The organism is Sphingobium sp. B2D3A (assembly GCF_025961795.1).
Lineage (GTDB): Bacteria > Pseudomonadota > Alphaproteobacteria > Sphingomonadales > Sphingomonadaceae > Sphingobium.
In genome coordinates this window covers 620,337-645,079 of record NZ_JAOQOI010000001.1, presented here as the reverse complement: position 1 = coordinate 645,079, position 24,743 = coordinate 620,337, and the positions used below count along the sequence as shown (strand labels likewise).

The 24,743-nt window shown below is 64.0% G+C and carries 20 protein-coding genes and 1 tRNA gene; 14 read left to right on the top strand and 7 right to left on the bottom strand.

The genetic code is table 11. The features are described 5' to 3' along the window. Positions 1-50: 50 nt before the first annotated feature. From acs to M2337_RS02885, 12 genes are all read left to right on the top strand, one after another. Positions 51-1,994, top strand: coding sequence for an acetate--CoA ligase (gene acs / locus M2337_RS02940; protein ID WP_264571629.1), 1,944 nt, complete (start codon positions 51-53; stop codon positions 1,992-1,994). Positions 1,995-2,081: 87 nt separating this feature from the next. Next, positions 2,082-3,614, top strand: a complete 1,533-nt coding sequence (locus tag M2337_RS02935) for an NAD(P)/FAD-dependent oxidoreductase (RefSeq protein ID WP_264571628.1) — start codon at positions 2,082-2,084, stop codon at positions 3,612-3,614. Between the two features lie 7 nt (positions 3,615-3,621). Further along, positions 3,622-4,023 (top strand): GtrA family protein, encoded by a 402-nt coding sequence (locus M2337_RS02930; RefSeq protein WP_264572332.1) that lies wholly within the window; start codon positions 3,622-3,624, stop codon positions 4,021-4,023. Continuing rightward, the gene (locus tag M2337_RS02925; RefSeq protein WP_264571627.1) at positions 4,020-5,795 is read left to right on the top strand and encodes a hypothetical protein; all 1,776 of its coding nucleotides are present in this window, start codon (positions 4,020-4,022) and stop codon (positions 5,793-5,795) included. The genes M2337_RS02930 and M2337_RS02925 overlap by 4 nt, the downstream gene beginning before the upstream one ends. A gap of 152 nt (positions 5,796-5,947) precedes the next feature. Further along, on the top strand, positions 5,948-6,502 hold the full coding sequence (locus M2337_RS02920) for a F0F1 ATP synthase subunit delta (protein ID WP_264571626.1): 555 nt from the start codon (positions 5,948-5,950) through the stop codon (positions 6,500-6,502). Positions 6,503-6,532: 30 nt separating this feature from the next. Continuing rightward, positions 6,533-8,062 carry a F0F1 ATP synthase subunit alpha gene (gene atpA, locus M2337_RS02915; RefSeq protein WP_181561058.1) on the top strand — a complete coding sequence of 510 codons (1,530 nt, stop codon included), beginning with the start codon at positions 6,533-6,535 and terminating at the stop codon, positions 8,060-8,062. An 84-nt stretch (positions 8,063-8,146) separates the two neighbouring features. Beyond that, the gene (locus M2337_RS02910; protein WP_264571625.1) at positions 8,147-9,019 is read left to right on the top strand and encodes a F0F1 ATP synthase subunit gamma; all 873 of its coding nucleotides are present in this window, start codon (positions 8,147-8,149) and stop codon (positions 9,017-9,019) included. 27 nt (positions 9,020-9,046) lie between these two features. Further along, positions 9,047-10,492 (top strand): F0F1 ATP synthase subunit beta, encoded by a 1,446-nt coding sequence (atpD, locus tag M2337_RS02905; RefSeq protein WP_264571624.1) that lies wholly within the window; start codon positions 9,047-9,049, stop codon positions 10,490-10,492. Between the two features lie 149 nt (positions 10,493-10,641). Next, complete coding sequence (locus M2337_RS02900) at positions 10,642-10,896, top strand: ATP synthase F1 subunit epsilon (RefSeq protein ID WP_181561055.1); 255 nt, start codon at positions 10,642-10,644, stop codon at positions 10,894-10,896. A 227-nt stretch (positions 10,897-11,123) separates the two neighbouring features. Then, positions 11,124-12,620 (top strand): hypothetical protein, encoded by a 1,497-nt coding sequence (locus tag M2337_RS02895; protein ID WP_264571623.1) that lies wholly within the window; start codon positions 11,124-11,126, stop codon positions 12,618-12,620. 58 nt (positions 12,621-12,678) lie between these two features. Then, positions 12,679-14,175, top strand: a complete 1,497-nt coding sequence (locus tag M2337_RS02890; RefSeq protein WP_264571622.1) for a CpaF family protein — start codon at positions 12,679-12,681, stop codon at positions 14,173-14,175. A gap of 88 nt (positions 14,176-14,263) precedes the next feature. After that, positions 14,264-15,070: a class I SAM-dependent methyltransferase gene (locus tag M2337_RS02885; protein WP_264571621.1), complete on the top strand. Its 807-nt coding sequence runs from the start codon at positions 14,264-14,266 to the stop codon at positions 15,068-15,070. 29 nt (positions 15,071-15,099) lie between these two features. On the opposite strand, the gene M2337_RS02880 is transcribed toward M2337_RS02885, so the two are convergent. After that, a complete protein-coding gene (locus M2337_RS02880) occupies positions 15,100-15,777 on the bottom strand; it encodes a DsbA family oxidoreductase (RefSeq protein ID WP_264571620.1) in 678 nt (225 codons plus the stop codon). 165 nt (positions 15,778-15,942) lie between these two features. Continuing rightward, positions 15,943-18,618 (bottom strand): aconitate hydratase AcnA, encoded by a 2,676-nt coding sequence (acnA, locus tag M2337_RS02875; protein WP_181561050.1) that lies wholly within the window; start codon positions 18,616-18,618, stop codon positions 15,943-15,945. 296 nt (positions 18,619-18,914) lie between these two features. Here acnA and M2337_RS02870 point away from each other — a divergent pair, with 296 nt between their 5' ends. Both M2337_RS02870 and M2337_RS02865 read left to right on the top strand, forming a co-directional pair. After that, entirely contained in the window at positions 18,915-19,970 is a 1,056-nt protein-coding gene (locus M2337_RS02870; protein ID WP_264571619.1) for a MarR family transcriptional regulator, read from the top strand. 73 nt (positions 19,971-20,043) lie between these two features. Beyond that, positions 20,044-20,119, top strand: a tRNA-Val gene (locus M2337_RS02865). 16 nt (positions 20,120-20,135) lie between these two features. Here the strand turns inward: M2337_RS02865 and M2337_RS02860 are convergent. The 5 genes from M2337_RS02860 to metX form a co-directional block, all read right to left on the bottom strand. Further along, the gene (locus tag M2337_RS02860; protein ID WP_264571618.1) at positions 20,136-21,002 is read right to left on the bottom strand and encodes a pirin family protein; all 867 of its coding nucleotides are present in this window, start codon (positions 21,000-21,002) and stop codon (positions 20,136-20,138) included. Positions 21,003-21,108: 106 nt separating this feature from the next. Continuing rightward, positions 21,109-22,332 (bottom strand): multidrug effflux MFS transporter, encoded by a 1,224-nt coding sequence (locus M2337_RS02855; protein WP_264571617.1) that lies wholly within the window; start codon positions 22,330-22,332, stop codon positions 21,109-21,111. Positions 22,333-22,468: 136 nt separating this feature from the next. Further along, positions 22,469-23,062: a methionine biosynthesis protein MetW gene (gene metW, locus M2337_RS02850; protein WP_264571616.1), complete on the bottom strand. Its 594-nt coding sequence runs from the start codon at positions 23,060-23,062 to the stop codon at positions 22,469-22,471. Further along, positions 23,055-23,510, bottom strand: coding sequence for a GNAT family N-acetyltransferase (locus M2337_RS02845; RefSeq protein WP_264572331.1), 456 nt, complete (start codon positions 23,508-23,510; stop codon positions 23,055-23,057). Before M2337_RS02845 ends, metW begins: the two co-directional genes overlap by 8 nt. A gap of 5 nt (positions 23,511-23,515) precedes the next feature. Next, on the bottom strand, positions 23,516-24,655 hold the full coding sequence (metX, locus tag M2337_RS02840; protein WP_181561001.1) for a homoserine O-acetyltransferase MetX: 1,140 nt from the start codon (positions 24,653-24,655) through the stop codon (positions 23,516-23,518). Positions 24,656-24,743: the final 88 nt, after the last annotated feature.

Below are 24,743 nucleotides of genomic sequence, written 5' to 3'. Positions count from 1 at the left end.
TGGCCGGCAAAACGGCTAAGGTTGGCGCATAACAGTCTTTGGAGAAGTGCGTGAGTCAGCCCCTCTACCCTGTGCCTGCGAATTGGCGCGAGCGCGCCTATGTGACCGGTGATGATTATTCACGCCTTTATACGCAATCGATTGCAGAGCCGGACAGCTTCTGGCGCAAGGAGGCGGCGCGGCTCGACTGGATCAAGGACTTCACCCAGGTCAAGGACGCCAGCTTCCATGAAGCCGATTTTGGTACCAAATGGTTTGCGGACGGCACGCTCAACATCGCGGCCAATTGCCTCGACCGGCATCTGACGGAGCGTGGCGATGTCCCGGCGATCCTCTGGGCTGGTGACAACCCCGATGAGAGCCGCACGATCACCTATCGCGAATTGCACGGGGAAGTTTGCCGCTTTGCAAATGTGCTGAAGGCGCAGGGCGTCCGCAAGGGCGACCGGGTCACCATCTACATGCCGATGATCCCGGAAGCGGCGATGGCGATGCTCGCCTGTGCCCGCATCGGCGCCATCCACTCGGTGGTGTTCGGTGGCTTCTCACCCGACAGTCTGGCCGGGCGTATCACCGATTGCGATTCCACGGTGGTGATCACGGCCGACGAGGGCGTGCGGGGGGGCAAGACGATCCCGCTCAAGACCAATGTGGATGAAGCGCTGGACGACTGCACCTGCGTGGAATCCGTGATTGTGGTGCGCCGGACCGGCAATGCCGTTGCGATGACAGACGGCCGCGATCATTGGTATGACGTGCTGCGCGACAGCGTCTCGGACGATTGCCCGGCCGAGGAAATCGGTGCCGAGGATCCGCTGTTCATCCTCTACACCTCAGGCTCCACCGGCAAGCCTAAGGGCGTGCTGCATACCAGCGCAGGCTATCTGCTCTGGGCGGCGATGACGCATCATTATGTGTTCGATTACCGCCCCGGCGATATCTATTGGTGCGCCGCCGATATCGGCTGGGTCACCGGCCACAGCTATATCGTCTACGGCCCGCTCGCCAACGGCGCGACGACGGTGATGTTCGAGGGCGTGCCGCATTATCCCGATTTCAGCCGGTTCTGGCAGGTGGTCGATCAGTTTAACGTCAGCACCTTCTATGCCGCGCCGACCGCGATCCGCGCCCTGATGCGCGAGGGCGATACCTGGGTGGAGAAGACCAGCCGCAAGAGCCTGCGCATTCTCGGTTCGGTCGGCGAGCCGATCAATCCCGAGGCGTGGGACTGGTATCACCGCGTCGTGGGTGACGGGCGCTGCCCGATCATGGACACCTGGTGGCAGACCGAAACCGGCGGCCACATGATCACGCCCCTTCCCGGCGCGATCGATCTCAAGCCCGGCAGTGCCACCAAGCCGTTCTTCGGCGTGGTGCCGCAGATCGTCGATACCGAAGGCAAGGTCCTCGAAGGCCCGTGCGAGGGCAATCTGGTGATTGCCGAGAGCTGGCCGGGCCAGATGCGCACCGTGTGGGGCGATCATGAGCGCTTCTTCCAAACCTATTTCAGCACCTATCCCGGCAAATATTTCACCGGCGATGGCTGCCGGCGCGATGAGGATGGCTATTACTGGATCACCGGCCGGGTCGATGACGTCATCAATGTCTCCGGCCACCGCATGGGCACGGCCGAGATCGAATCGGCACTGGTTGCGCACGCCAAGGTGGCCGAGGCGGCCGTGGTAGGCATGCCGCACGACATCAAGGGACAGGGCATCTACGCCTATGTCACGCTGAATGTCGGCATCGAGGGCGATGACGAACTACGCAAGGCGCTGGTGCAATGGGTGCGTCACGAGATCGGCCCGATCGCCACGCCCGATGCGATCCAGTTCGCCCCTGCCCTGCCCAAGACCCGCTCGGGCAAGATCATGCGCCGGATTCTCCGCAAGATTGCCGAGGACGCGGTGGATCAGCTTGGCGACACCTCCACGCTGGCAGACCCGGCCGTGGTGGATCACCTCGTCGCCAACCGGCAACGCCCGGCGCGCTGAGGCACCGAGCGGCGTGGATTAATGGAATATTAGGCAAGATCCTTCACTCCCGGAGTCGACCTGTTCGGTTCCGGGGGACCTGCCTGAATGTCGAATTCCGCCCATTCCGTTGATGTGGCCATCATTGGTGCTGGCCCGGCCGGGCTGACCGCTGCCTATCTGCTGACCAAGGCGGGGCTGCGCGTGACGGTGATCGAGAAGGATTCCGCGCAGGTCGGGGGCATCAGCCGCACGGTCGAGCATGAGGGATTCCGCTTCGATATCGGCGGCCACCGCTTCTTCTCGAAATCGCAGGAGGTGGTCGATCTGTGGAACGAGATCCTGCCCCATGATTTCATCGAGCGGCCCCGCATGAGCCGCATCTATTATCAGGGCCGCTTCTACAGCTATCCGCTGCGTGCCTTCGAGGCGCTGCGCAATCTCGGCATCATCCGCTCGACCCTGTGCATGCTGAGCTACGCCAAGGCCAAGATCGCGCCGATCAAGCCGGTGCGCAGCTTCGAGGACTGGGTGGTCAACCAGTTCGGTCGCAAGCTCTATTCCATCTTCTTCAAGACCTACACCGAGAAGGTGTGGGGGATGCCGTGCGATACCATGTCCGCCGACTGGGCGGCGCAGCGCATCAAGGGCCTGAGCCTGGGCAAGGCGGTGCTGGATGGCCTCAAGCGCAGCCTTGGCCTCAACAAAAAGCCAAACAACGGCATGGGTGCCAAGACCCTGCTCGAGAATTTCCGCTACCCGCGCCTCGGGCCCGGGATGATGTGGGATGCGGCGCGCGATCGCGTGGTCGAAGGCGGCAATCATGTGCTGATGGGCCATGCCCTCAAGCAGATTCACCGCGATCAGGTTACAGGCCGGTGGCGCGTTACCGCGACGCGGGCGGCCGGCGATACGGTCGCGATCAGTGCCGACCATGTGATCAGCTCCGCGCCGATGCGGGAGCTGGCGAGCCGCATCCATCCGGTGCCCAAGACGCTCGGGCACGCGCTGGCGCTCAACTATCGCGATTTTCTGACGGTCGCGCTGATGATCCGCTCCGAAGACCTGTTTCCGGACAATTGGATCTACATCCACGATCCGCGCGTGAAGGTGGGCCGGGTGCAGAATTTCCGCAGCTGGTCACCCGAAATGGTGCCCGATCCCGATATCGCTTGCGTGGGCCTGGAATATTTCTGCTTCGAGGGCGACGGGCTCTGGTCATCCAGCGATGACGAGCTGATCGCGCTGGCGACCGAGGAGATGGTTCTGATGGGCCTCATCAGCGCCGATCAGGTTGTCGGCGGCGCTGTGGTGCGTCAGGAGAAAGCCTATCCCGTCTATGGCGAGGCTTATGCGGCGAATGTCGCGGCCATTCGCGCCGAGCTGGAAGACAAATATCCCACGCTTCACCTGATCGGGCGGAACGGGATGCATCGCTATAACAATCAGGATCACGCGATGATGACGGCCATGCTGACCGTGCGCAACATCATCGCCGGCAAGCGGGTGTTCGATATCTGGGGCGTCAACGAGGATGCCGAATATCATGAAGCGGGCCATGAGGGCGCCCTGAGCGCGGGAGAGCGTGCGGCGCTGGAGAGCCAGCGGGCCGTGCCCGCCGGGCGCCGCATGGTGGCGTGATCGGGTGATGGGCGCGTTCCTGGCCGGGCTGCTCGGCCACACCTATCTGCGTTATGGTCTTGCCAGCCTCGTCGCGCTGGCTGGGGACGTGGGGCTGTTCATGGCTGGCCTGCACCTGGGCATGGCCCCTGCCGCCGCGGCGGCTTTTGGTTATATGGCCGGAATCCTCATGCACTGGCTGATCTCCTCGCGTCTTGTCTTCGCGCAAGGCGTCGCTGCGAGCGGCGCGGATCGCGTTCGTCAGAAGGCGCTGTTCGTGGGGTCTGCGCTGATCGGTCTGGCGCTGACGACCGGTATCGTGGCGCTCGGCGCGATGCTGGGGATCATGCCCCTGCTCGCCAAGGCGCTGGCGGTCGCTGTCAGTTTCCAGGCGACCTATATGCTGCGCAAGGCGATCGTTTTCGCATGACCGCCGGGGATGTTTCGGGCCAGCGCATGGGGGGCGCCCAGCCCTTTTACCGTTACGTGCCGCTCATCTGGCTCTTCGCCATGGCCCTTCTCGCCATACCCAATTGGACCGAGACGAGGGCGGGTTCGCTCGGCGATCCGGACAATTACATGCGCATGGTTCAGGTCCGCGACTGGCTGAATGGCCAGGCGTGGAGCGACGTCACCCAATATCGCATGAACCTGCCGACCGGTGGGGACCTGCACTGGTCCCGGCTGGTGGACCTGCCGATCGCTTTGGCGATCGTGCTGCTTCGGCCCCTCGTCGGCCAGCCCATGGCGGAAGTCGTCGCATTGGTGGCGGTGCCCGCCCTGCTCTGTCTCGCCCTGATGCTCGTCATGGGCCGGCTGCTCCGGGATATCGCCGGGCGGGAGGTCGCATTGCTGATGCTCGCCCTGCTGCCCGCATGCCTCATGGTCGGGCTGCAGTTTGCGCCGATGCGGGTCGATCATCATGGCTGGCAGTTGCTGATGGCCGCCTGCGCCTTGCTGGCGTGGACCCGGCCCGGCCGCTGGCCTGCGGTCGGATGCGCGCTTGCTTGTGCGGTCTGGATGCATGTATCCATTGAGGGCCTGCCTTATGCGGCGCTGTTCGCCGGCCTCTATGCGCTGGCGTTTGTGCGCACCGGCGATCGGCGCATCCATCTGTTCATGGCGGCGCTGATCGGCGCGAGCCTGTTGCTGATTCTCGGCACGCGCGGCGCTGGCCTGCTTGTGGAGAGCCATTGCGACGCGATCTCCGCGCCCTACATCGCCGCGCTGTTCATTGCGGGCGCAATGCTCTTCCTGATCGACAGCCTGCTTCGTCCCGCCAATCCAGCGTCGCGCCTCGTCCCGCTCATTGTCGCCGGAGCCGGGGCCGCCGCTTCGGTTGCCCTGATCGCGCCCGCCTGTCTGGCTGGGCCATTTGCCGGGCTGGACCCTCTGGTGCGCGATTACTGGTATTATAGCGTCCGCGAGGGCCTGCCCTTTTGGCGACAGGGCGGCGCGTTCGCGACCTTGATGATTCTGGCCCCTCTCCCCGGTGTCATCGCCGCCATGTGGCGAACCTGGGCTTGTCGCAGGTCGTCCGATGCGATGATGTGGCTGGGTTTGGCGCTGGCTGCCGCCTTCGCTTGGCTGCTCGGCATGACCGTGATGCGGGCGACAGCGGTGGCAGAGCTCTATGCCCTGCCCGGCATGGCCGCCGCCATTGTTCTGCTCGCCGGCCAACGCGATCGTTTTCGGCCGCGAATCGGCTGGAGCCTCACAATGGCGGGCACCCTCCTCCTCTCGACGGCACTCCCCGCCTATGGGCTCGGCCAGATGCTGTTCCCGCCCGATAAAGGCAGCACCGACGCGCGGACGGATGGCGACTGCCCGACCGCCATCGCCAGTCCGATGTTCAAGTCTCTGGGTGCGGGCCAGATCTTCGCTCCGATCGATATGGGGCCGCTGATTCTCTATCGCACCAATCTCTCGATCGTCGCAGCGGGCTATCATCGGAACAGTGCCGCGATGGCGACGGTCATTCGCGCCTTCACAGCTACGCCCGACAACGCGCGCGCGATCGTCCTGGCGACACCCGCGCAATATCTGCTGCTGTGCCCGACCGCGCCGGAGGCGCGCAATTATCTCAAGGCCGCGCCTCACGGCCTTGCTGCCAGTCTGACGGATGGACAGGTGCCGCCTTGGCTGGTCCCCGATGACCGCCTGCAGCAGCCGGGGTCGCGTTTGTACCGCATTTTGCGCTGACGTCACGCCTTCCGGCGCATCCGTGCCCGGCCTGTCCCTCCCGACTTGCATCGCAGGGCGACCCCTGCTAACCGCCCCCCCGTGTCAAGGGGGGTGCAGCCGTACCTCCCCTTTTCTGGCGCGATTCAATTCGGACAAGAGGCAAGGCGCGCGTGGAGCATTCCAGCGGTATTCAGGCTAGCTTGGCGGGGCGTTATGCGCTCGCGCTTTTTGAGCTGGCGCGGGACAAGGGGGCGCTCGATTCGGTGGCGGCAAGCCTTGAGACTCTCAAGGTCGCGCTGGCCGAATCGAATGATCTCAAGGCGTTGACGCAAAGCCCGCTGGTCGGCCGCGACAATGCCGCCAAGGCGATCAAGGCCGTGGCGCAGAGCCTTGGGCTCGATTCGCTGACGGAGCGGACGCTGGGCGTACTGGCGCAGAATCGCCGCCTCTCGCAGATTCCTGCCGTGATTCGGGCATTCTCCACGCTGCTCTCCGCCCATCGTGGCGAGACGCGCGCGGAAGTGACCTCCGCCTTCCCGCTGACCCAGGACCAGCAGAACGCGCTGGCCAGGCAGCTCAAGGCGCGCACGGGCCGCGACATGGCTCTTGATCTTACCGTCGATCCCGAAATCATGGGTGGCCTCGTCGTCAAGATGGGCAGCCAGATGATCGACAGCTCGCTCCGTACCCGACTGAACAAGCTCGCCCAGGCGATGCGCGGCTAACGCGCCAAAGAATCCGATGAAAGGCTGAACATGGATATCAACGCCGCAGAAATCTCCAAGGTCATCAAGGACCAGATCGCCAACTTCGGCGCCGAAGCGGAAGTCAGCGAAGTCGGCACCGTGCTCAGCGTCGGTGACGGCATCGCGCGCATCCACGGCCTCGACAAGGTTCAGGCCGGTGAGATGGTCGAGTTCTCCAACGGCGTGCAGGGCATGGCCCTCAACCTGGAAGCCGACAATGTCGGCGTCGTGATCTTCGGCTCGGACGCCGAGATCAAGGAAGGTGACGTCGTCAAGCGGACCGGCACCATCGTTGACGTTCCGGTCGGCAAGGGCCTGCTCGGCCGCGTGGTCGACGGCCTCGGCAACCCCATCGACGGCAAGGGCCCGATCCAGTCGGACCTGCGTTCGCGCGTCGAGGTGAAGGCGCCGGGCATCATTCCCCGCAAGTCGGTGCATGAGCCGGTGCAGACCGGCCTCAAGGCCATTGACGCGCTGGTGCCGATCGGCCGTGGTCAGCGCGAGCTGATCATCGGTGACCGCCAGACCGGCAAGACCGCTGTCGCGATCGATACCTTCATCAACCAGAAGGGCCCGAACGCCGGCACCGACGAGAGCAAGAAGCTCTACTGCATCTACGTCGCCGTCGGCCAGAAGCGCTCGACCGTTGCGCAGATCGTCCGTCAGCTCGAAGAGAATGGCGCGATGGAATATTCCATCGTCATCGCCGCCACCGCGTCCGAGCCGGCGCCGCTGCAGTTCCTCGCGCCCTATACCGGCGCCGCGATGGGCGAGTATTTCCGCGACAATGGCATGCACGCCGTGATCGTGTTCGACGACCTTTCCAAGCAGGCCGTCGCCTATCGCCAGATGTCGCTGCTGCTGCGTCGTCCGCCGGGCCGCGAAGCCTATCCGGGCGACGTGTTCTATCTGCACAGCCGTCTGCTCGAGCGTGCCGCCAAGATGAACGACGCCAATGGCGCCGGCTCGCTGACCGCGCTGCCGATCATCGAGACGCAGGCCGGCGACGTGTCCGCCTACATTCCGACCAACGTGATCTCGATCACCGACGGTCAGATCTTCCTCGAAACGAACCTGTTCTATCAGGGCATCCGTCCTGCCATTAACGTGGGTCTCTCGGTGTCTCGCGTGGGTTCGGCGGCGCAGACCAAGGCGATGAAGAAGGTGTCCGGCTCGATCAAGCTGGAGCTGGCCCAGTATCGCGAAATGGCAGCGTTCGCCCAGTTCGGCTCGGACCTCGACGCCTCGACGCAGAAGCTGCTGAACCGCGGTGCGCGCCTGACGGAGCTGCTCAAGCAGCCGCAGTTCTCGCCGCTGCCCTTCGAGGAGCAGACCGTGTCGATCTTCGCCGGCACCAATGGCTATCTCGATGGCATCGCGACCAGCGACGTCACCCGCTACGAGGCGGCGATGCTGGCCCATATGCGCGCCCACCATGCCGATATCCTGGCCGCGATTCGCGACAGCCGTGACCTCGGCGACGACGTGAAGGCCAAGGTCAAGGACGTGCTGGACGCATTCGGCAAGACGTTCGCCTGAGATGGTTCGCATCCCCATCGGCCTAGCCGGTGGGGACCTGATGCCGGCATGACCGGCACGACGATGAAAAGGTAGGTTGAGCCAGTGGCTTCGCTCAAGGAACTCAAGGGTCGGATCGCCTCGGTCAAGTCGACCCAGAAGATCACCAAGGCCAAGCAGATGGTCGCTGCGGCCAAGCTGCGCAAGGCGCAGGCGGCGGCCGAAGCCGGGCGCCCCTATGCCCAGCGGCTCGAGAAGGTCGTTGCCAGTCTTGCTGGCAAGGTGACCGGCGACAGCGCACCGCGCCTGCTTGCGGGCACGGGCAAGGACGACGTGCATCTGCTCGTTGTGGCCAATGGCGACAAGGGTCTGGCGGGTGCCTTCAACGCCAACATCGTCAAGGCGGCTGTCGCCAAGGCGCGCTCGCTGATTGCCCAGGGCAAGACGGTGAAGTTCTACCTCATCGGCCGCAAGGGTCGCGCGGTGATCGCGCGCACCTTCCCCGGCCTCATCGCCGGTCAGTTCGATACGACGGACGTGCGCACGCCCGGTTTCGACGAGGCCCAGGCCGTGGCGCAGGACATCTCCGAGCGCTTCTTCGCCGGCGAGTTCGACGTGGCCCATCTCTTCTATGCCGCGTTCCGCTCGCCGCTGGTGCAGACGCCGACCGAGCAGCAGATTATCCCGGTCGCTGTGCCGGCGGATGCGCCTGCCTCTTCGGGCGCCGCCGTCGAATATGAGCCGGACGAGGAAGCGATCCTCGCGGATCTCTTGCCGCGCAACATCACCATCCAGATCTTCAAGGCGTTGCTGGAGAACATGGCCAGCGAGCAGGGCGCATCGATGACCGCGATGGACAATGCGACGCGCAACGCCGGCGATCTCATCAATCGTCTGACGATCGAGTACAACCGCAGCCGTCAGGCCGCGATCACCACCGAGCTGGTGGAAATCATTTCGGGCGCAGAAGCGCTTTAACGGACAAGCAGGCAAGGAAGCAGAGACATGGCAGCCACCAACAATGTCGGCAAGATCAGCCAGGTGATCGGCGCCGTCGTCGACGTGATCTTCGAGGATCGGCTCCCGGCGATTCTCTCGGCGCTCGAGACGGACAATAACGGCCAGCGGCTGGTGCTCGAAGTGGCGCAGCATCTGGGCGAGAACACCGTGCGCACCATTGCCATGGACGCGACCGACGGTCTGACCCGCGGTCAGGACGTGAGGGATACCGGCGCGCAGATCTCGGTGCCGGTCGGCCCGATGACGCTCGGCCGCATTCTCAACGTGATCGGCGAGCCGATCGACGAGCGTGGCCCGGTGAATGCCGCGACCACCGCGCCGATCCACGCCAAGGCACCGGAGTTCGTCGACCAGTCGACCGAGACCAGCATTCTGGCGACGGGCATCAAGGTCATCGATCTGCTCGCGCCTTATGCCAAGGGCGGCAAGATCGGCCTGTTTGGCGGCGCCGGCGTGGGCAAGACCGTGCTCATCCAGGAGCTGATCAACAACATCGCCAAGGGCCATGGCGGCACCTCGGTGTTCGCTGGCGTTGGCGAGCGGACTCGTGAGGGCAACGATCTCTATCACGAGTTCCTGGATGCCGGCGTTATCGCCAAGGATGCCGACGGCAACCCGACGCCGGAAGGCTCCAAGGTGGCGCTGGTGTTCGGCCAGATGAACGAGCCGCCGGGCGCCCGCGCGCGCGTTGCGCTTTCCGGCCTGACGATCGCCGAATATTTCCGCGACCAGGAAGGGCAGGACGTGCTCTTCTTCGTCGACAACATCTTCCGCTTCACGCAGGCCGGCTCGGAAGTGTCCGCTCTGCTCGGCCGTATTCCTTCGGCCGTGGGCTATCAGCCGACGCTTGCGACCGACATGGGCGCGCTGCAGGAGCGCATCACCTCCACCAACAAGGGTTCGATCACCTCGGTGCAGGCCATTTACGTGCCGGCAGACGACTTGACCGACCCTGCGCCGGCCACGAGCTTCGCCCACCTTGACGCCACGACTGTGCTCAACCGCGCGATCTCGGAGCTGGGCATCTACCCGGCCGTCGACCCGCTCGACTCGACCAGCCGCGTGCTGACCGCCGCTGTCGTGGGCCAGGAGCATTACGACACGGCCCGCCGCGTTCAGGAGACGCTGCAGAAGTACAAGTCGCTGCAGGACATCATCGCGATTCTGGGCATGGACGAGCTGTCCGAAGAGGATAAGCTGACCGTCGCCCGTGCTCGCAAGATTCAGCGCTTCCTCTCGCAGCCCTTCCACGTCGCCGAGGTGTTCACCGGCATTCCGGGCAAGTTCGTCCAGATCGAAGACACGGTGAAGAGCTTCAAGGCCGTGGTCGACGGTGAGTACGATCACCTGCCCGAGGCTGCCTTCTACATGGTCGGCGGCATCGACGAAGCCATCGAGAAGGGCAAGAAGCTGGCAGCGGAAGCAGCCTGATCTGACGGCTTGAAGCGCCTTTCGCCGATGGCGGGAGGCGCCGGCACCCTTTCGCGGGGTGTAATCGAAACAGGGTCGGCGCCGGGCATGTTCCGCCGGCGCGACCATTCCACCCTTTACCCCTCCGACGTGAGGGGGGAGAGACGACCATGGCACTGCACTTCGAACTCGTGACCCCTGAGAAGCTTGTCCTCTCGCAGGACGTCCACATGGTCGTCGTGCCCGGCACCGAGGGCGAATTCGGCGTGCTGGAAGGCCACGCGCCCTTCATGTCCACCGTCAAGGACGGCGCCCTCAAGGTCTACGACCGCGACGGCGCCGAGCCACGCGTGATCATGGTCGAAGGCGGCTTTGCGGAAGTGAGCGAAGCTGGCCTGACGGTGCTGGCTGAGAAGGCTGGGTAAGAGTAACTGACAAAAGTCCCAATACGGTTTTTTAACCGTATTCGCTGCAAGGCCAATGCAGCGGTGTATCGGCCTGTTGCGATAATCCGCCAGGGTTTCGCGATATGCAGCATGTGCGCGTTCAGTCAAAAGCTCCAGCGCAACGATCGCGCTTAGCAACATACCCCAAGAAGATATCGCAGTTCGTCCGACGGCATCAGTCTATACTGATCGGAGCGGCTTTGCTCTTGGCCACCGTCGTGACCCGTGCTCCATGGTTTGGCGACCTCGCTTATCATGAAGACGAGAACTATTATCTCGTTTTCGCAAAGGCGATGCATCAGGGTGCAGTTCCCTATGTGGATGTATGGGACCGCAAGCCATTCGGTCTTTTCATAATCTACTGGCTGATCGCGTTTCTTCCGGGAAATGGCATCGAGGCCACCCAGCTGGTTGCGGGGCTTTTTGCCTTCTGCACCGCCCTCACCATTTCCAGTATCGTCCGCCGCTTCTATCCGGCTATTCCTGCCTGCTTCGCCGGCGTGGCTTACCTCGCTTGCTTGCCGATGTTGATCGGAGCAGGAGGCCAATCGCCGGTCTTCTACAACCTCTTCATTATCCATGCCGTTTCATTGTTGCTGCCTTCAGCCGACCGGCAGGGTCCGGATGAAATGCCAATCCGCCGAGCGTATATCGCGATGCTTTTGTGCGGCCTTGCGATCACCGTGAAACCGACGGCGATCGTCGAGGGCGTTTTTCTGGGCATTGTGGCAGCCTACCATGCGCTCCGGCCGGCCAGCCCCTCGGGCCGAATCCGATGGGTAAGGATCGTCCAGTTCGCGCTTCTCGGCGCTGCGCCAACGCTCATGATCTTCTTTGGCTTTGCGGCGATCGGGAAATTCGAAGACTATTGGTTTGCCTCCATCCGCTCAGTGGGCTTGAAAGCCCCTCAGTCTCTCGACGTGACAATCCAGGTTGCCAAATGGCTTAGCCTTATTCTCTGTCCGTTGATTTTGATGAGTGTTGCAGGCGCGCATTACCTCGTCCGTACGTCAGACAAGAAGACCGTTGCTGTCTTTCTGGTCTGTTGGATGTTCGCTGCGCTGGGCGGGTTTCTCATGATTCCCAACTTCTGGGATCATTATGCGTTGCCCCTCTTGCCACCTCTGGTCGTGCTGGCTTCGCCCATATTCGCGCGCAAAGGGACCGGTTTCCTTTGGCTCTTGGTCCTTATCATCTGGGCGGCACTCATCAGCGGGTGGCCAGATCGCTCTCGTGTTTTGGAGCGCAGAGGATACATCGAGCAGCTTGCGAGGGCAATTGACGGTGCCCGCCATGGAGGTTGCTTCTACCTGTTTGAAGGGCCGCCCGTTCTGTACGCACTCACAGATGCCTGTCACGTGACGAGCAGGCTGTTCCCGCAGCATATGAGCTTTTCGCTGGAAAGCCCCGCCATCGGAATCGATCCTTCCGAGGAAATGCGGCGAATTCTCTCACGTCGCCCGGCGGTGATCGCGTTGTCACACAACCCTCTCGTGCGCCCGCACAACGAAGCGACGCGCGCTATTCTCATGCAGGGCTTGCAGCGCAATTATCGTTTGATCGCAAGGCTTCCAATGAACGAGGCCCATCGGCCCCGTTATGAAATGGAGGTCTGGGCGTTGCCCGCCCCCCCGCCGCACCGCCGTTTCACTGCACCTGGGTCGAAATCCGACCACCTCTTAGCATTTTCCAAACAGTTCTGAGCGTAAATCAAGCGCAATGGTCGGCGCATGCCGACGACAGCTGAAAGCAGACCTGTCGATGAATGCATTTGGACGAAAGACCGGTTTAGGCGCCAAGTCGTCCTTTGGGGTTGCGCGGCCGATGCATGGGGGCGTTCCCTCAGCCAGTCCAGCCGTCGCGCCGCTAGAACCAGCCGCGCCAGATATTTCCCCTGCTGGCGTAGGCTCCACCCCCGACCGCCACGCCGATGCCCTCGGGCGCCTGAATGAGCGGATGAATTCCGAGCATGCGCAGACCGATCATTCGCAGGGTTTCGAGGCCAACGTCCATCGCATCAAGGAGCAGGTGCTGCCGCGCTTGCTGGAGCGGGTAGATCCGGAGGCGGCGGCGACGCTGACCAAGGATGAGCTGGCCGAGGAATTCCGGCCGATCATCATGGAGGTGCTGGCGCAGCTCAAGCTCACGCTCAACCGGCGCGAGCAGTTTGCACTGGAGAAGGTGTTGGTTGATGAGCTGCTCGGGTTCGGGCCGCTCGAGGAGTTGCTGGCCGACCCGGATATCAGCGACATCATGGTCAACGGCCCGGCCCAGACCTACATCGAGAAGAAGGGCAAGCTGCAGCTCGCGCAGATTCATTTCCGCGATGAGGAGCATCTGTTCCAGATCGCCCAGCGCATCGTGAATCAGGTCGGCCGCCGGGTCGATCAGACCACGCCGCTGGCGGACGCCCGCCTGCCGGACGGTAGCCGCGTCAACGTGATCGTACCGCCGCTCTCGTTGCGCGGCACGGCGATCTCGATTCGTAAGTTCGCCGCCAAGCCGATCACGCTGGACATCATGGCGCGGGGCGACTCGATGTCCGACAAGATGGCAACGGCGCTCAAGATCGCCGGAGCCTGCCGGTTCAACATCGTGATTTCGGGCGGCACCGGCTCGGGCAAGACGACGATGCTGAATGCCCTCTCCAAGATGATCGATCCGGGCGAGCGCGTGATCACCATCGAGGACGCGGCGGAACTGCGTCTTCAGCAGCCGCACTGGCTGCCGCTCGAAACCCGGCCGCCGAATCTGGAAGGGCAGGGGGCGATCACCATCGGCGATCTCGTCAAGAACGCCCTGCGTATGCGCCCGGACCGCATCATTCTGGGCGAAATTCGTGGCGCGGAGTGTTTCGATCTGCTCGCAGCCATGAACACCGGCCATGATGGCTCCATGTGTACGCTCCACTCCAACAGCCCGCGCGAGTGCCTCGGCCGTATGGAGAACATGATCCTGATGGGCGACATCAAGATCCCCAAGGAAGCCATTTCAAAGCAGATCGCCGATTCGGTGGACCTGATCGTGCAGGTGAAGCGCCTGCGCGATGGCTCACGGCGGGTGACCAACGTCACCGAGGTGATCGGCATGGAGGGCGACGTGATCGTCACCCAGGAGCTGTTCAAGTTCGAATATCTGGATGAAGATGCGGACGGGCGGATCATCGGCGAATATCGCTCGATGGGCCTGCGTCCCTATACGCTGGAGAAGGCGCGCGGCTTCGGCTTCGACCAGGCGTTGCTCGAAGCCTGCCTCTAAGGGCAGCGTGTTCGTCCGTCATTGGGTTGCGCTCCGTCCGGGCTTGCGACATCTTGCCGCATAACGCCCCCTCACGGAGAGACACGCCATGCCTTTCAGGACATCCCTCATGCTCGCCGGTGCGTTTCTGCTCGCTGGCGGTGCCGTCGCCACCGCTCCGGTACTGGCGGCTACCGAGGCAGCCGTCGCCATCAAGCCGGACATCGCCGCAGCCGTGGCTGCGCCGACCCGCACAGCCAGCAATGTTGCACGCGACACATATCGCCACCCGGCCGAAACGCTGAGCTTCTTCGGCGTGAGCGGCAATCAGACCGTCGTCGAATATTTCCCCTCCGGTGGCTGGTATCTTGAGATTCTTGTGCCTCTGGCGGCCAAGGGCGGCGGCACCTATTATGGCGTCCAGCCCGGCGGGCAGGGGCGCCAGTCCACACAGAAGCTGATCGAGTCCAATCCTGCGCTCTATGGCGGGGTGAAGCTGGTCGAGCTGACCGAAGTGCCGGATGGCGCGGCGGATACCGTGCTCACCTTCCGCAACGTCCACAATATGGTCATGCGCGGCAATGGCGGCGAGATTTTCGGCCAGTTCTTCCGGATGCTCAAGCCCGGTGGCGTGCTTGGGGTGGTCGATCATCGCCTGCCCGAAGACCGCGACACCGCGGCCGAAAAGACGAGCGGCTATCTGAAAGTCTCGACGGTGCGCAAGCTGGCGGAGGATGCCGGCTTCGTGCTGGAGGCAAGCTCTGACGTGAACGCCAACCCGCGTGACACGGCGGACTGGGCCACCGGCGTCTGGACGCTGCCGCCGACCCTGCGCAATGGCGCGGTCGATCGGGACAAATATCTGGCGGTGGGCGAAAGCGACCGCATGACGTTGCGGTTCCGCAAGCCCGGCTAAGCGGCGCGGCCCCGCGCAGCCCCCATCTTTTATGCGGGGGCGGGCGGGTTGCCGTCTGATGGGGCCTGTGCGGCGATCTGCCGCAACGCGTGCTCATAGGCTTCCGCGGGCTGCGCGCCGGAGATCAGGTAGCGACCGTCGATGATCGCTGCCGGCACGCCTGTCACGCCGCGGGTCTGCCAGAGATATTCGGCCTGACGCACATCATTGGCATATTCATCCGAGTCGAGCACCGCGCTTGCGGCATCCCGGTCCAGTCCGGCTTGCTCGGCGGCGTTGAGAAGCACGGCAGCGGTCGCGATATTCTCGTTGCGGCTGTGATAAGCCTCAAACAAGGCGCGCGCGAGGGCCGGCTGCCGGCCCTGCAGCCCTGCCCAATGCATCAGGCGATGGGCATTGAAGCTGTTGTAGACGCGCGTCTCCAGCGAGGTCTTCATGTCGAAGCCCAAAGCGGCGGCGCGATCGCTCACCACGGCGCGGCGCTGGAGGATCTCGTCGGGCGTTGATCCATAAGCCTGCGCAAGATGATCGACGACAGTGCGTCCCTCCGGCGCCATATCTGGGCTGAGCTCGAACGGTTGGAAATGCAGATCGACATCCACGTCACCCGCCAGGCGACCGATGGCCTCTTCAAGCCCGAGCAGGCCCAACACGCACCAGGGACAGGCAATGTCGGATACGAAGTCTATTCTGAGGGTGGGGGTCATGGTCTCTCCTGATCGCGACGAGTGTAGCGGAGGGGAGGGGGAGCACAACCCCGGCGAGGGCCGTCTACCGCCGCCTCTGGCACATGAAGAAGGGGCGACAGACTATCGTCCATCGCCCCTTCATGTTGATCGTCGGCCGGGTCAGCGTGCCCGGCGATCTGCGTCTCAGGCTGCGAGCTTGCGCAGCACGTAGGGCAGGATGCCGCCGTTAAGGAAGTAATCCAGCTCGTTCACCGTATCGATGCGGCACAGCGCCTCGAAGGTGAAGCTGGTGCCGTCCGCGCGGCGCGCTTCTACCGTCACTGTCTGGCGCGGCTTGAGGCCGGCGACGTTGCGGATGGTGAAGCTCTCGTCGCCCTTGAGGCCCAGCGTCTCGCGGTTCGTGCCCTCGGGGAACTGCAGCGGCAGTACGCCCATGCCGACGAGGTTGGAGCGGTGGATCCGCTCGAAGCTCTCGGCCACGACCGCACGCACGCCGAGCAGGCGCGTACCCTTGGCCGCCCAGTCACGCGAGGAGCCGGTGCCATATTCCTTGCCGGCGATGACGACGAGTGGCGTGCCGTCGGCCTCATGCTTCATGGCTGCGTCATAGATCGGCATTACTTCGCCGGCATAGCTGGTCATGCCGCCTTCCACGCCGTCCAGCATCAGGTTCTTGATGCGGATGTTGGCGAAGGTGCCGCGCATCATCACTTCATGATGGCCGCGACGCGAGCCGTAGCTGTTGAAGTCGGCGGGGGCGACCTGCCGCTCCTGCAACCACTGGCCGGCCGGGCTGGCTGCCTTGATCGAGCCTGCAGGGGAGATGTGGTCGGTGGTGATCGAGTCGCCGAAGATGGCGAGCGGCTTGGCGTCGATGATGTCTGCGACCGGCGCCGGTGTCATCTCCATGCCCTCAAAATAAGGCGGGTTGGCGACATAGGTGCTGCCTGCGCGCCACGCATAGGTATCCGAGCCGGTCACGTCGATCGCCTGCCAGCGCTCATCGCCGGTGAAGACGGCGGCATAGCGGCTCTGGAACATGTCGCGCGTGAGCGCGCCTTCCATCACCGAGCGGACTTCCTCGTTCGAGGGCCAGATGTCCTTGAGATAGACGTCTGTGCCATCGCTGCCCTGGCCGATCGGCGTCTCGACGAAATCGGTCGTGACCGTGCCCTTGAGCGCATAGGCAACCACGAGGGGCGGGGAGGCGAGGAAGTTGGCGCGCACATCCGGGCTCACGCGGCCTTCGAAGTTGCGGTTGCCCGAGAGGACTGACGCCGCGACGATGTCGTTGCCGTTGATCGCCTTGCTGATCGGATCGGCGAGCGGGCCGCTGTTGCCGATGCAGGTCGTGCAGCCATAACCGACGAGATTGAAGCCGACGGCATCCAGATAGGTCTGGAGGCCCGCCTTCTCGAGATAATCGGTGACCACCTGTGAGCCGGGAGCGAGGCTCGTCTTCACCCACGGCTTGGGCTTGAGGCCTTTTTCGGTGGCCTTCTTGGCGACCAGACCGGCGGCGACGAGTACGCTCGGGTTGGAGGTGTTGGTGCAGCTGGTGATCGCGGCAATCACAACGTCGCCGTCACCAATGTCATGCGCCGCGCCCTCGACGGGCACGCGCACGGCGGCATCCTTCTTGTAGACCTTGGCGAGGTCGGCGTTGAAGACCTCGTCCACCTGCGTGAGGATCACCTTGTCCTGCGGGCGCTTGGGGCCGGCGAGGCTGGGCACGACCGAGCCCATGTCCAGCTCCAGCGTGTCGGTGAAGATCGGGTCGGCAGCTTCGGGGTCGAGCCAGAAGCCCTGCACCTTGGCGTAGGCCTCGACCAGCGCGATCTGGTCCTCGTCACGGCCGGTGAGGCGCATGTAATCGAGCGTCTTGCCGTCGATCGGGAAGAAGCCGCAGGTCGCGCCATATTCCGGCGCCATGTTGGCGATGGTCGCACGGTCGGCGAGGCTGAGCGCGCTGACGCCGGGGCCATAGAACTCGACGAAACGGCCCACCACGCCCTTGGCGCGCAGCATCTGCGTGACTGTGAGCACGAGGTCGGTGGCGGTGATGCCCTCGGCCAACGTGCCGGTCAGCTTGAAGCCGACGACCTCAGGGATGAGCATGGAAACCGGCTGGCCGAGCATCGCGGCCTCGGCCTCAATGCCGCCGACGCCCCAGCCGAGCACGCCCAGGCCATTGATCATCGTCGTGTGGCTGTCTGTGCCGACGCAGGTGTCCGGATAGGCCACCGTCTCGCCATTGGCATCGACCGAGGTCCACACGGCCTGCGCGACATGCTCCAGATTGACCTGGTGGCAGATGCCGGTGCCGGGAGGAACGACCTTGAAGTTGTCGAGGCTCTTGGAGCCCCATTTGAGGAAATCATAGCGCTCCGCGTTGCGCTGATATTCCAGCGCGACATTGTCCTCGAACGCCTTGGGCGTGCCGAACTCGTCGACCATGACCGAGTGATCGATGACGAGGTGGACAGGCACCTGCGGGTTGATCTTGCTGGCGTCCGCGCCGAGCGCGTTCATCGCGTCGCGCATCGCGGCGAGGTCGACAACGCAGGGCACGCCGGTGAAATCCTGCATCAGCACGCGCGCGGGGCGATACTGGATCTCGTTGCTGGAGGCCGTGGGGTTCTTGAGCCAGTCGATCACCGCCTGCGCATCGCTGGTGGTGACAGTGACGCCATCCTCGAAGCGGAGCATGTTCTCCAACAGCACCTTCATCGAGAAGGGAAGGCGCGAGCAATCGCCGAGCTTCGCGGCGGCCTTCGCCAGCGAGTAATAGCCATAGCGCTTGCCACCGACATCCAGTGTGTCGCGCGTGCCAAGCGTATCCTGTCCGATCGCGGTCATCAGCGGGTCTCCTCGAAAAATATCAGTGGCTGGCACTCCGCATGGTTCTAGCCGTTCAGTGCGGTCGCAGCGCAGGGCGTTTTGATCGGTTGGGCCATAACGGTTCAATGCGACCTGTCAACGGGAGCGCGAGCGCGGGCCGGGCCAATCAGAGCGCGGACGTGGCGCCCCGGCTCGGTGCCGATAGGATTGGATTGGTGGCGGGACAGCCAATTCATCCAAAATGGAACAAAACTGGTTCAAAAGGTTAAGCGAATGGCGCATATTGGTGTCAGATCAAGCAATTGAGGCTCCAAATGTTAACAGGCTTCGATGACAACCCGCGTTATGATGCAAGCTTTGCGCCCCGGCTCGACCAGATGCTGTGCGAAGCGTTGGAGCAGCCCACGGTCCTGGTGGGAGGGGATCGCCCGGCAGGTGACTTTTTGGCGCGGGCTGCAGAGCGCGCGGGACTGCAATGCATCGGGTCTACAAGCCTCACGGCCCTTCTTTGGTCGGCGGTCTCGACCGTGCCCGATCTGCTGCTGCTCGATCTAAGGGGTGAGGAGGCCCACGACTGGCTGGAGCATCCCTTGGCGCCACAAGTTATGCTGAAGGGGCGCCGGGTCTGTGTGCTCGTCGATCTGGCTTCCCTCGAGCGCGCTTTTGCGCTTCTCGAAGGCGTCGAGGCCGAGGTCTTGTGCGATCCCAGCCTTGCGGACATCGTCACGATGCTCGTCTCAGCCGGGCTGCGCCCAATGACGTCCGGGCCTGCGACGATGCGCGATATCGCCGGGGACGGGGAGGGCGTTCGGCTGGAGAGACTGAGCGAGGAAGTCCGCCGGCTCGCCCAGACGCTCGAGCGACTGTCCGGCAGCGCCAAGCCTGCCTCGTCGCTAGCGGGTTCGACATCGCAAAGCGGACAGGCGCTTTCCCCGCCGCCCTCCACACAAAAGCCTCAGGCCGCAGCGCTCCCAGCCCAGCCGGCCATGGCGGAGCGGTCGCCGATCGAAAGCCGCGCCAGTGCCGCGGAGATCCGCACCCTCATCCGGGCGCGGCGGCTCCGCGACGAGTTTCTGCCGGCGGACCTGTTCGCCGATCCCGCCTGGGACATGCTGCTGGACCTGCTGGCGGCCCGCCTTGCCGGCCAGCGCGTTTCGGTTTCGAGCCTCTGCATTGCCGCTGCCGTTCCGCCAACCACGGCGCTGCGCTGGATGACGCAGCTGACCGAGCGCAAAATCCTGGTCCGGCTTGCTGATCCCACCGATGGGCGGCGGGTATTCATCGACCTGACCGACGAGACGGCGGAGGCGGCCCTGCAATGGGTCGACAAGGTGCGCCGCAGGGGCGGGCTTCTGGCGCCGCCGCGTTGAAGCACAGCTTGACCCGCCCCCATAGCGACCGATAAGGGGCGCCTGTGACGGGCGAACCGTCACGATGCTGCTGGGGCGATTAGCTCAGTTGGTAGAGCGTCTCGTTTACACCGAGAATGTCGGCGGTTCGAGCCCGTCATCGCCCACCAGCATCCTGTCCGGCGATCACACGGACGCGCCAAACCGCCCGCTGTTGAAATCATTGATCGCGGCGTGGATTTCCGCTTCGCTGTTCATCACGAAGGGCCCGTAGCCGACAATCGGTTCGTCGATCGGTTCACCGGTGAGGACGAGCAGGCTCGACTCGCCCGCGGCCTGGATTTGAACATCCTTGCCGTCTTGACTCAGCAGCAGAACCTCGGCCTCATCAAGCGGCTGAGTGCCATTGATCGTGAGCCGGCCGCTCAGCGCGACGATCAGGGCAATGTGTCCCTCAGGCAGATCGAGCGTCGTGTCCGCGCCTGCGTTCAGCCGCACATCCCACACGTTGATGGGCGTGAAGGTGCGGGCCGGCCCCTGAGCGTCGCCAAGTACGCCCGCGATGATGCGTGCGGTACCCGTATCAGCACCGAGGTCGAGGGTGGGGATGTCTTCGGCCGAAATCGCCTGATAACCCGCCGGCCCCATCTTGTCCTTGCCGGGGAGGTTCACCCAGAGCTGCACGATCCGGAACGGACCGCCGGCGCGCGCGAAGGCGGGCGAATGGAACTCCTCGTGCAAAATGCCGCCAGCGGCCGTCATCCATTGCACATCGCCGGGTCCGATGATGCCGCCATTGCCCGTGGAATCGCGATGCTGCACTTCGCCATCATACACGATGGTGACCGTCTCGAATCCGCGATGGGGGTGCTGTCCCACACCCCGCCGGGTCTGGGTCGGTTCGAACGCATGCGGCCCGGCATAATCGAGCAGCAGGAACGGGCTGATCTGTTGCCCAAGGTCATGATAGGAAAAGAGCGAGCGAACCGGGAAGCCATCGCCGACCCAGTGACCCTGATTGTTGCCGTAACGGCCGAGAATTGCCTTGCGCACGAACGATCTCCGCAGGCGGGCACGCGCCAGCCTTTCACCTCAGATAGGGTGAGAGACTCAGGAAATGAAGGACGGCGCAGCTCGCCGAGCGCCCGCCCGCCGCCACTTAGCGCGGCGGCAGCGGGGGCCGCATGGCGTTGCGACGCGGGCGGGTGAAGAGGCGTCCGCGTTCGGCAAGCAGGATGAAGACGAGCGCGACCAGCCCGGTGGCCATGAAGCCTTCCGCCAGTGGCTGGGTGGTGCCGTCGAACCTTTGTCCGGTCGCCGCCCCGATCAGCGTCGCAATCGCCATGCGCGCAAAGCTCTGGAAGCTGGCGGCCGATCCGGCGATGTGACCGAAGGGCTCCATGGCGATCGAGCCGAAGTTCGATCCGGTAAAGCCGACCATGCCCATGTTGAGCGCGATCAGCACCATGAACAGCAGCAGCGGCTCGGGATGCATCTGGCTGGCCAGCAGCTGGGCAATGCTGACGACGATGAAGAAGATGAGCGCGAGGTGCGAAACCCTGCGCGCACCGAAGCGCTCGACGATGCGGCTGTTCGAGAAGTTCGCCACCGCCATCGACCCCGCCACGCAGGCGAAGGCAAGCGGGAAGAAGGCCCCGGCGTCGAACACGTCGAAGAAGATCTGCTGCGCGCTGTTCAGAAAGCCGAACATGCCGCCCATCATGATCCCCGCGCCGAGCATATAGCCCAGGCCCTGACGATCCTTGACGACCGCCGCCCAGTTGCGGGCGATGACCGGCAGGGAAATGCGCTGGCGCTGATCTTCATCGAGCGTCTCCGGCAGCCGGCGCCATGTCCACACCAGTACGATGCTGGCATAAGCTGCGAGGACGAGGAAGATCTCGCGCCAAGATGCCACGGTCAGCACCAATTGACCTACGGAGGGAGCGATGACCGGCACCAGCATGAAGATGATGAAGATCACGCTCATCAGCCGCGCCATGGTGTCGCCCGAGTAGCGATCGCGGATCACGGACACGGCGAGCACGCCCAGGCCCGCGGCAAAGAAGCCGTGCACCGCGCGCATCGTGAGCAGCATCTCGTAGGTCGGCGCCAGCGCGCTGGCGAGGCCGCCGAGCGCTGAAAAGGTAATGCTGAGCAGCAGCATCGGCCGGCGACCGAACCGGTCGGCCAGCGGACCGGCGACCAGCGATCCGACGGCATTGGCCAGCATATAGGCCGTGATCATATATTGCAGCGAATTGGGGTCGGCCACGTTCAGGGACGCGCGAATCGCGGGGAAGGCCGGCAGCATCGCATCGATGGCGAGCGCATTGAGCGCCATGATCGACGCCATCAGGCCGACAAATTCACGTTCGTTCATGGGAAAGGGCTTAGCCGCAGCAGTCATGTCGTCGTTTCGCTGTTCTGTTCGTGGCACGCCCTATGCACCGCCTGCTGCGATCTGGCCACCCCGTTGTTGCACTGCAGCATGGTTCGGAAGGGTGGTGTGGCGCCCATCACGCATGCAGTAGGAAGACGGCATGTTCGGCGAACAGATTGGCATTGGCCGATCCGGTCGTGCGGCCATGGTTGAGGAACCATTGGGCATCGATGGTCCAGCCGCGCTCGCGCACCAGCGCCCGAAAATCGTCGATGGTGAGGTGATGGATGTTGGGGGTTTCGTACCAGCGCTCGGGCAGCAGCGGCGTCACCGGCATGCGCCCGCCCCACATCAGCGAGAGGCGCCCGCGCCAGTGCGCGAAATTGGGGAAGGACACGAACGCCTGTTTGCCGATGCGCAGCAGTTGCTCGATCACCTTGTCTGGCCGCCGCGTGGTCTGGAGCGTCTGACTGAGGATCGCGAAATCGAAGCTCTTGTCGGGATAATAGCCAAGGTCGGTGTCGGCATCGCCCTGAACAACCGGCAGACCGCGCCCGACGGCTGCGGCGACATTGGCCGGATCAATCTCCAGCCCGCGCACATCCGCGTGTGCTCCGTCGCGCATCGCCGCCATGAGGGCGCCATCGCCGCACCCCACGTCCAGCACCCGAGAACCCGTGGTGACATGGCGCGCGATCAGCGCAAGATCCGGACGCAGGCCGTCAGTCATGCGGTGAAGTCTCTTCGCCGTTCAGCAGTGTGTCGAAGGCGGGGTCGAGCCGTTCCATGTAGCGGTCCGGCTTTCGCGGGCTGCGGAAACCGAGCGGGGCATAGACGCCATGCGCATCGAGCGTGGTGAGGCCGATACGCCGGATGCCCTGGAAATCAGGATGATCGAGAAACCACTGGACCATGCGGCGTGCGAGGCCGGCCCCGCGCGCGGCCTCGTCTATCCAGACGTCGCTCAGCCAGGCGAAGGTGGCATGGTCGGTGATCATGCGGGCGAAGCCGACTTGGGTGCCGTTGCGATAGGCGCCGAGGCAGTGCGATCCGTCAATGGCCCGGTCCACCAGCGCGCGGGCGATGCCGGGCGACCAATAGCTCGAGGCTAGCCAGCCATGAATGCGTGCGCGGTCCAGCCGGGCCGGATCGTCGCTCAATGTGATGTCATGGGGCATCCCGGTCACGCGCCGCCTCTCAGGAAGCCGTCGAGCACGCGATTCATCTCCGGCGCATCGAGCAGGAAGCTGTCATGCCCGAAGGGGCTCGAAAGCTCGACGAAGGTTGCGGCCCGACCGGCGGCATGGAGCGCGTGCACGATGTTGCGGGACTCTGTCGTTGGGTAAAGCCAGTCTGTGTCGAAACTGATGATGCAGAAGCGCGCCTGCGTCCGCGCGAACGCATTGGCCAGACTGCCGCCATGATCCTCCGCCAGATCGAAATAATCCGTCGCCCGGGTGATATAGAGATAGCTGTTCGCGTCGAACCGCTCGACGAAGCTGATGCCCTGGTGGCGCAAATAGCTCTCGACCTGGAAGTCGGCATCGAAGCCGAAGGTCTTCGCCTCCCGCGCCTGCAGCTTGCGCCCGAACTTTTCGGTCAGCCCGGCTTCGGAGAGATAGGTGATGTGCGCGGCCATGCGTGCCACCGCCAAGCCCGCAGCCGGGGGCTCGCCGCTCGCATAATAGTCGCCGCCGCGCCAGCGCGGGTCGGCCATGATCGCTTGGCGCCCGACCTCGTGAAAGGCGATGTTTTGCGCGCTGTGACGGGCGGTGGTGGCAATCGCCAGCACGGCGCGCACGCGCTCGGGATAGAGGGTCGGCCACGCCAGCGCCTGCATCCCGCCCATCGAGCCGCCGACCACGGCGGCAAGCTGGGCCACGCCCAGATGATCGAGCAGCATCGCCTGTGCGCGGACCATGTCGGCGATGGTGATGACGGGAAAGCGCATCGCAAAAGGCGCACCGGTGGCAGGATCGATGCTGGCCGGGCCGGAAGAGCCGAGGCAACTGCCCAACACATTGGCGCAAATGATGAAATGCCGCTCGGGGTCAATGGGCTTGCCGGGCCCCACGGCGCGCGTCCACCAGCCCGGCTTGCCTGTCACCGGATGTTCCGACGCCACGAACTGATCGCCGGTCAGCGCATGGCAGATCAGCACGGCATTGCTGCCCTGCGCGTTCAATGTGCCATAGGTTTCGTAAGCGATCTCAACGGGCGTCAGGCTAGCGCCGCTATCGAGCCGGAGCGGCCCTGCCAGCCGGATGGACCGCCGCAGGCCGAAGCGCTGGTCTGTGGAAGCGATGGCACTCTCCATGGACATGATCCAGCGCTTGAGCCGAAGAACGGGCATTGTCAATCGGGCCTGCCGGGCGGGGCTGTCGAGCGCATCATCGCGGAGCTTTGGGCTA

What these genes read in the sequence shown, in the direction of transcription:
- M2337_RS02900 (WP_181561055.1), top strand. Translation starts at nt 10,642, where the DNA reads ATGGCACTGCACTTCGAACTCGTGACCCCTGAGAAGCTTGTCCTCTCG.
- M2337_RS02925 (WP_264571627.1), top strand. Translation starts at nt 4,020, where the DNA reads ATGACCGCCGGGGATGTTTCGGGCCAGCGCATGGGGGGCGCCCAGCCC.
- M2337_RS02935 (WP_264571628.1), top strand. Translation starts at nt 2,082, where the DNA reads ATGTCGAATTCCGCCCATTCCGTTGATGTGGCCATCATTGGTGCTGGC.
- M2337_RS02890 (WP_264571622.1), top strand. Translation starts at nt 12,679, where the DNA reads ATGAATGCATTTGGACGAAAGACCGGTTTAGGCGCCAAGTCGTCCTTT.
- acnA (WP_181561050.1), bottom strand. Translation starts at nt 18,618, where the DNA reads ATGACCGCGATCGGACAGGATACGCTTGGCACGCGCGACACACTGGAT.
- metW (WP_264571616.1), bottom strand. Translation starts at nt 23,062, where the DNA reads ATGACTGACGGCCTGCGTCCGGATCTTGCGCTGATCGCGCGCCATGTC.
- M2337_RS02845 (WP_264572331.1), bottom strand. Translation starts at nt 23,510, where the DNA reads ATGCCCCATGACATCACATTGAGCGACGATCCGGCCCGGCTGGACCGC.
- M2337_RS02870 (WP_264571619.1), top strand. Translation starts at nt 18,915, where the DNA reads ATGTTAACAGGCTTCGATGACAACCCGCGTTATGATGCAAGCTTTGCG.
- M2337_RS02880 (WP_264571620.1), bottom strand. Translation starts at nt 15,777, where the DNA reads ATGACCCCCACCCTCAGAATAGACTTCGTATCCGACATTGCCTGTCCC.
- metX (WP_181561001.1), bottom strand. Translation starts at nt 24,655, where the DNA reads ATGTCCATGGAGAGTGCCATCGCTTCCACAGACCAGCGCTTCGGCCTG.
- M2337_RS02930 (WP_264572332.1), top strand. Translation starts at nt 3,622, where the DNA reads ATGGGCGCGTTCCTGGCCGGGCTGCTCGGCCACACCTATCTGCGTTAT.
- M2337_RS02885 (WP_264571621.1), top strand. Translation starts at nt 14,264, where the DNA reads ATGCCTTTCAGGACATCCCTCATGCTCGCCGGTGCGTTTCTGCTCGCT.
- atpD (WP_264571624.1), top strand. Translation starts at nt 9,047, where the DNA reads ATGGCAGCCACCAACAATGTCGGCAAGATCAGCCAGGTGATCGGCGCC.
- atpA (WP_181561058.1), top strand. Translation starts at nt 6,533, where the DNA reads ATGGATATCAACGCCGCAGAAATCTCCAAGGTCATCAAGGACCAGATC.
- M2337_RS02855 (WP_264571617.1), bottom strand. Translation starts at nt 22,332, where the DNA reads ATGAACGAACGTGAATTTGTCGGCCTGATGGCGTCGATCATGGCGCTC.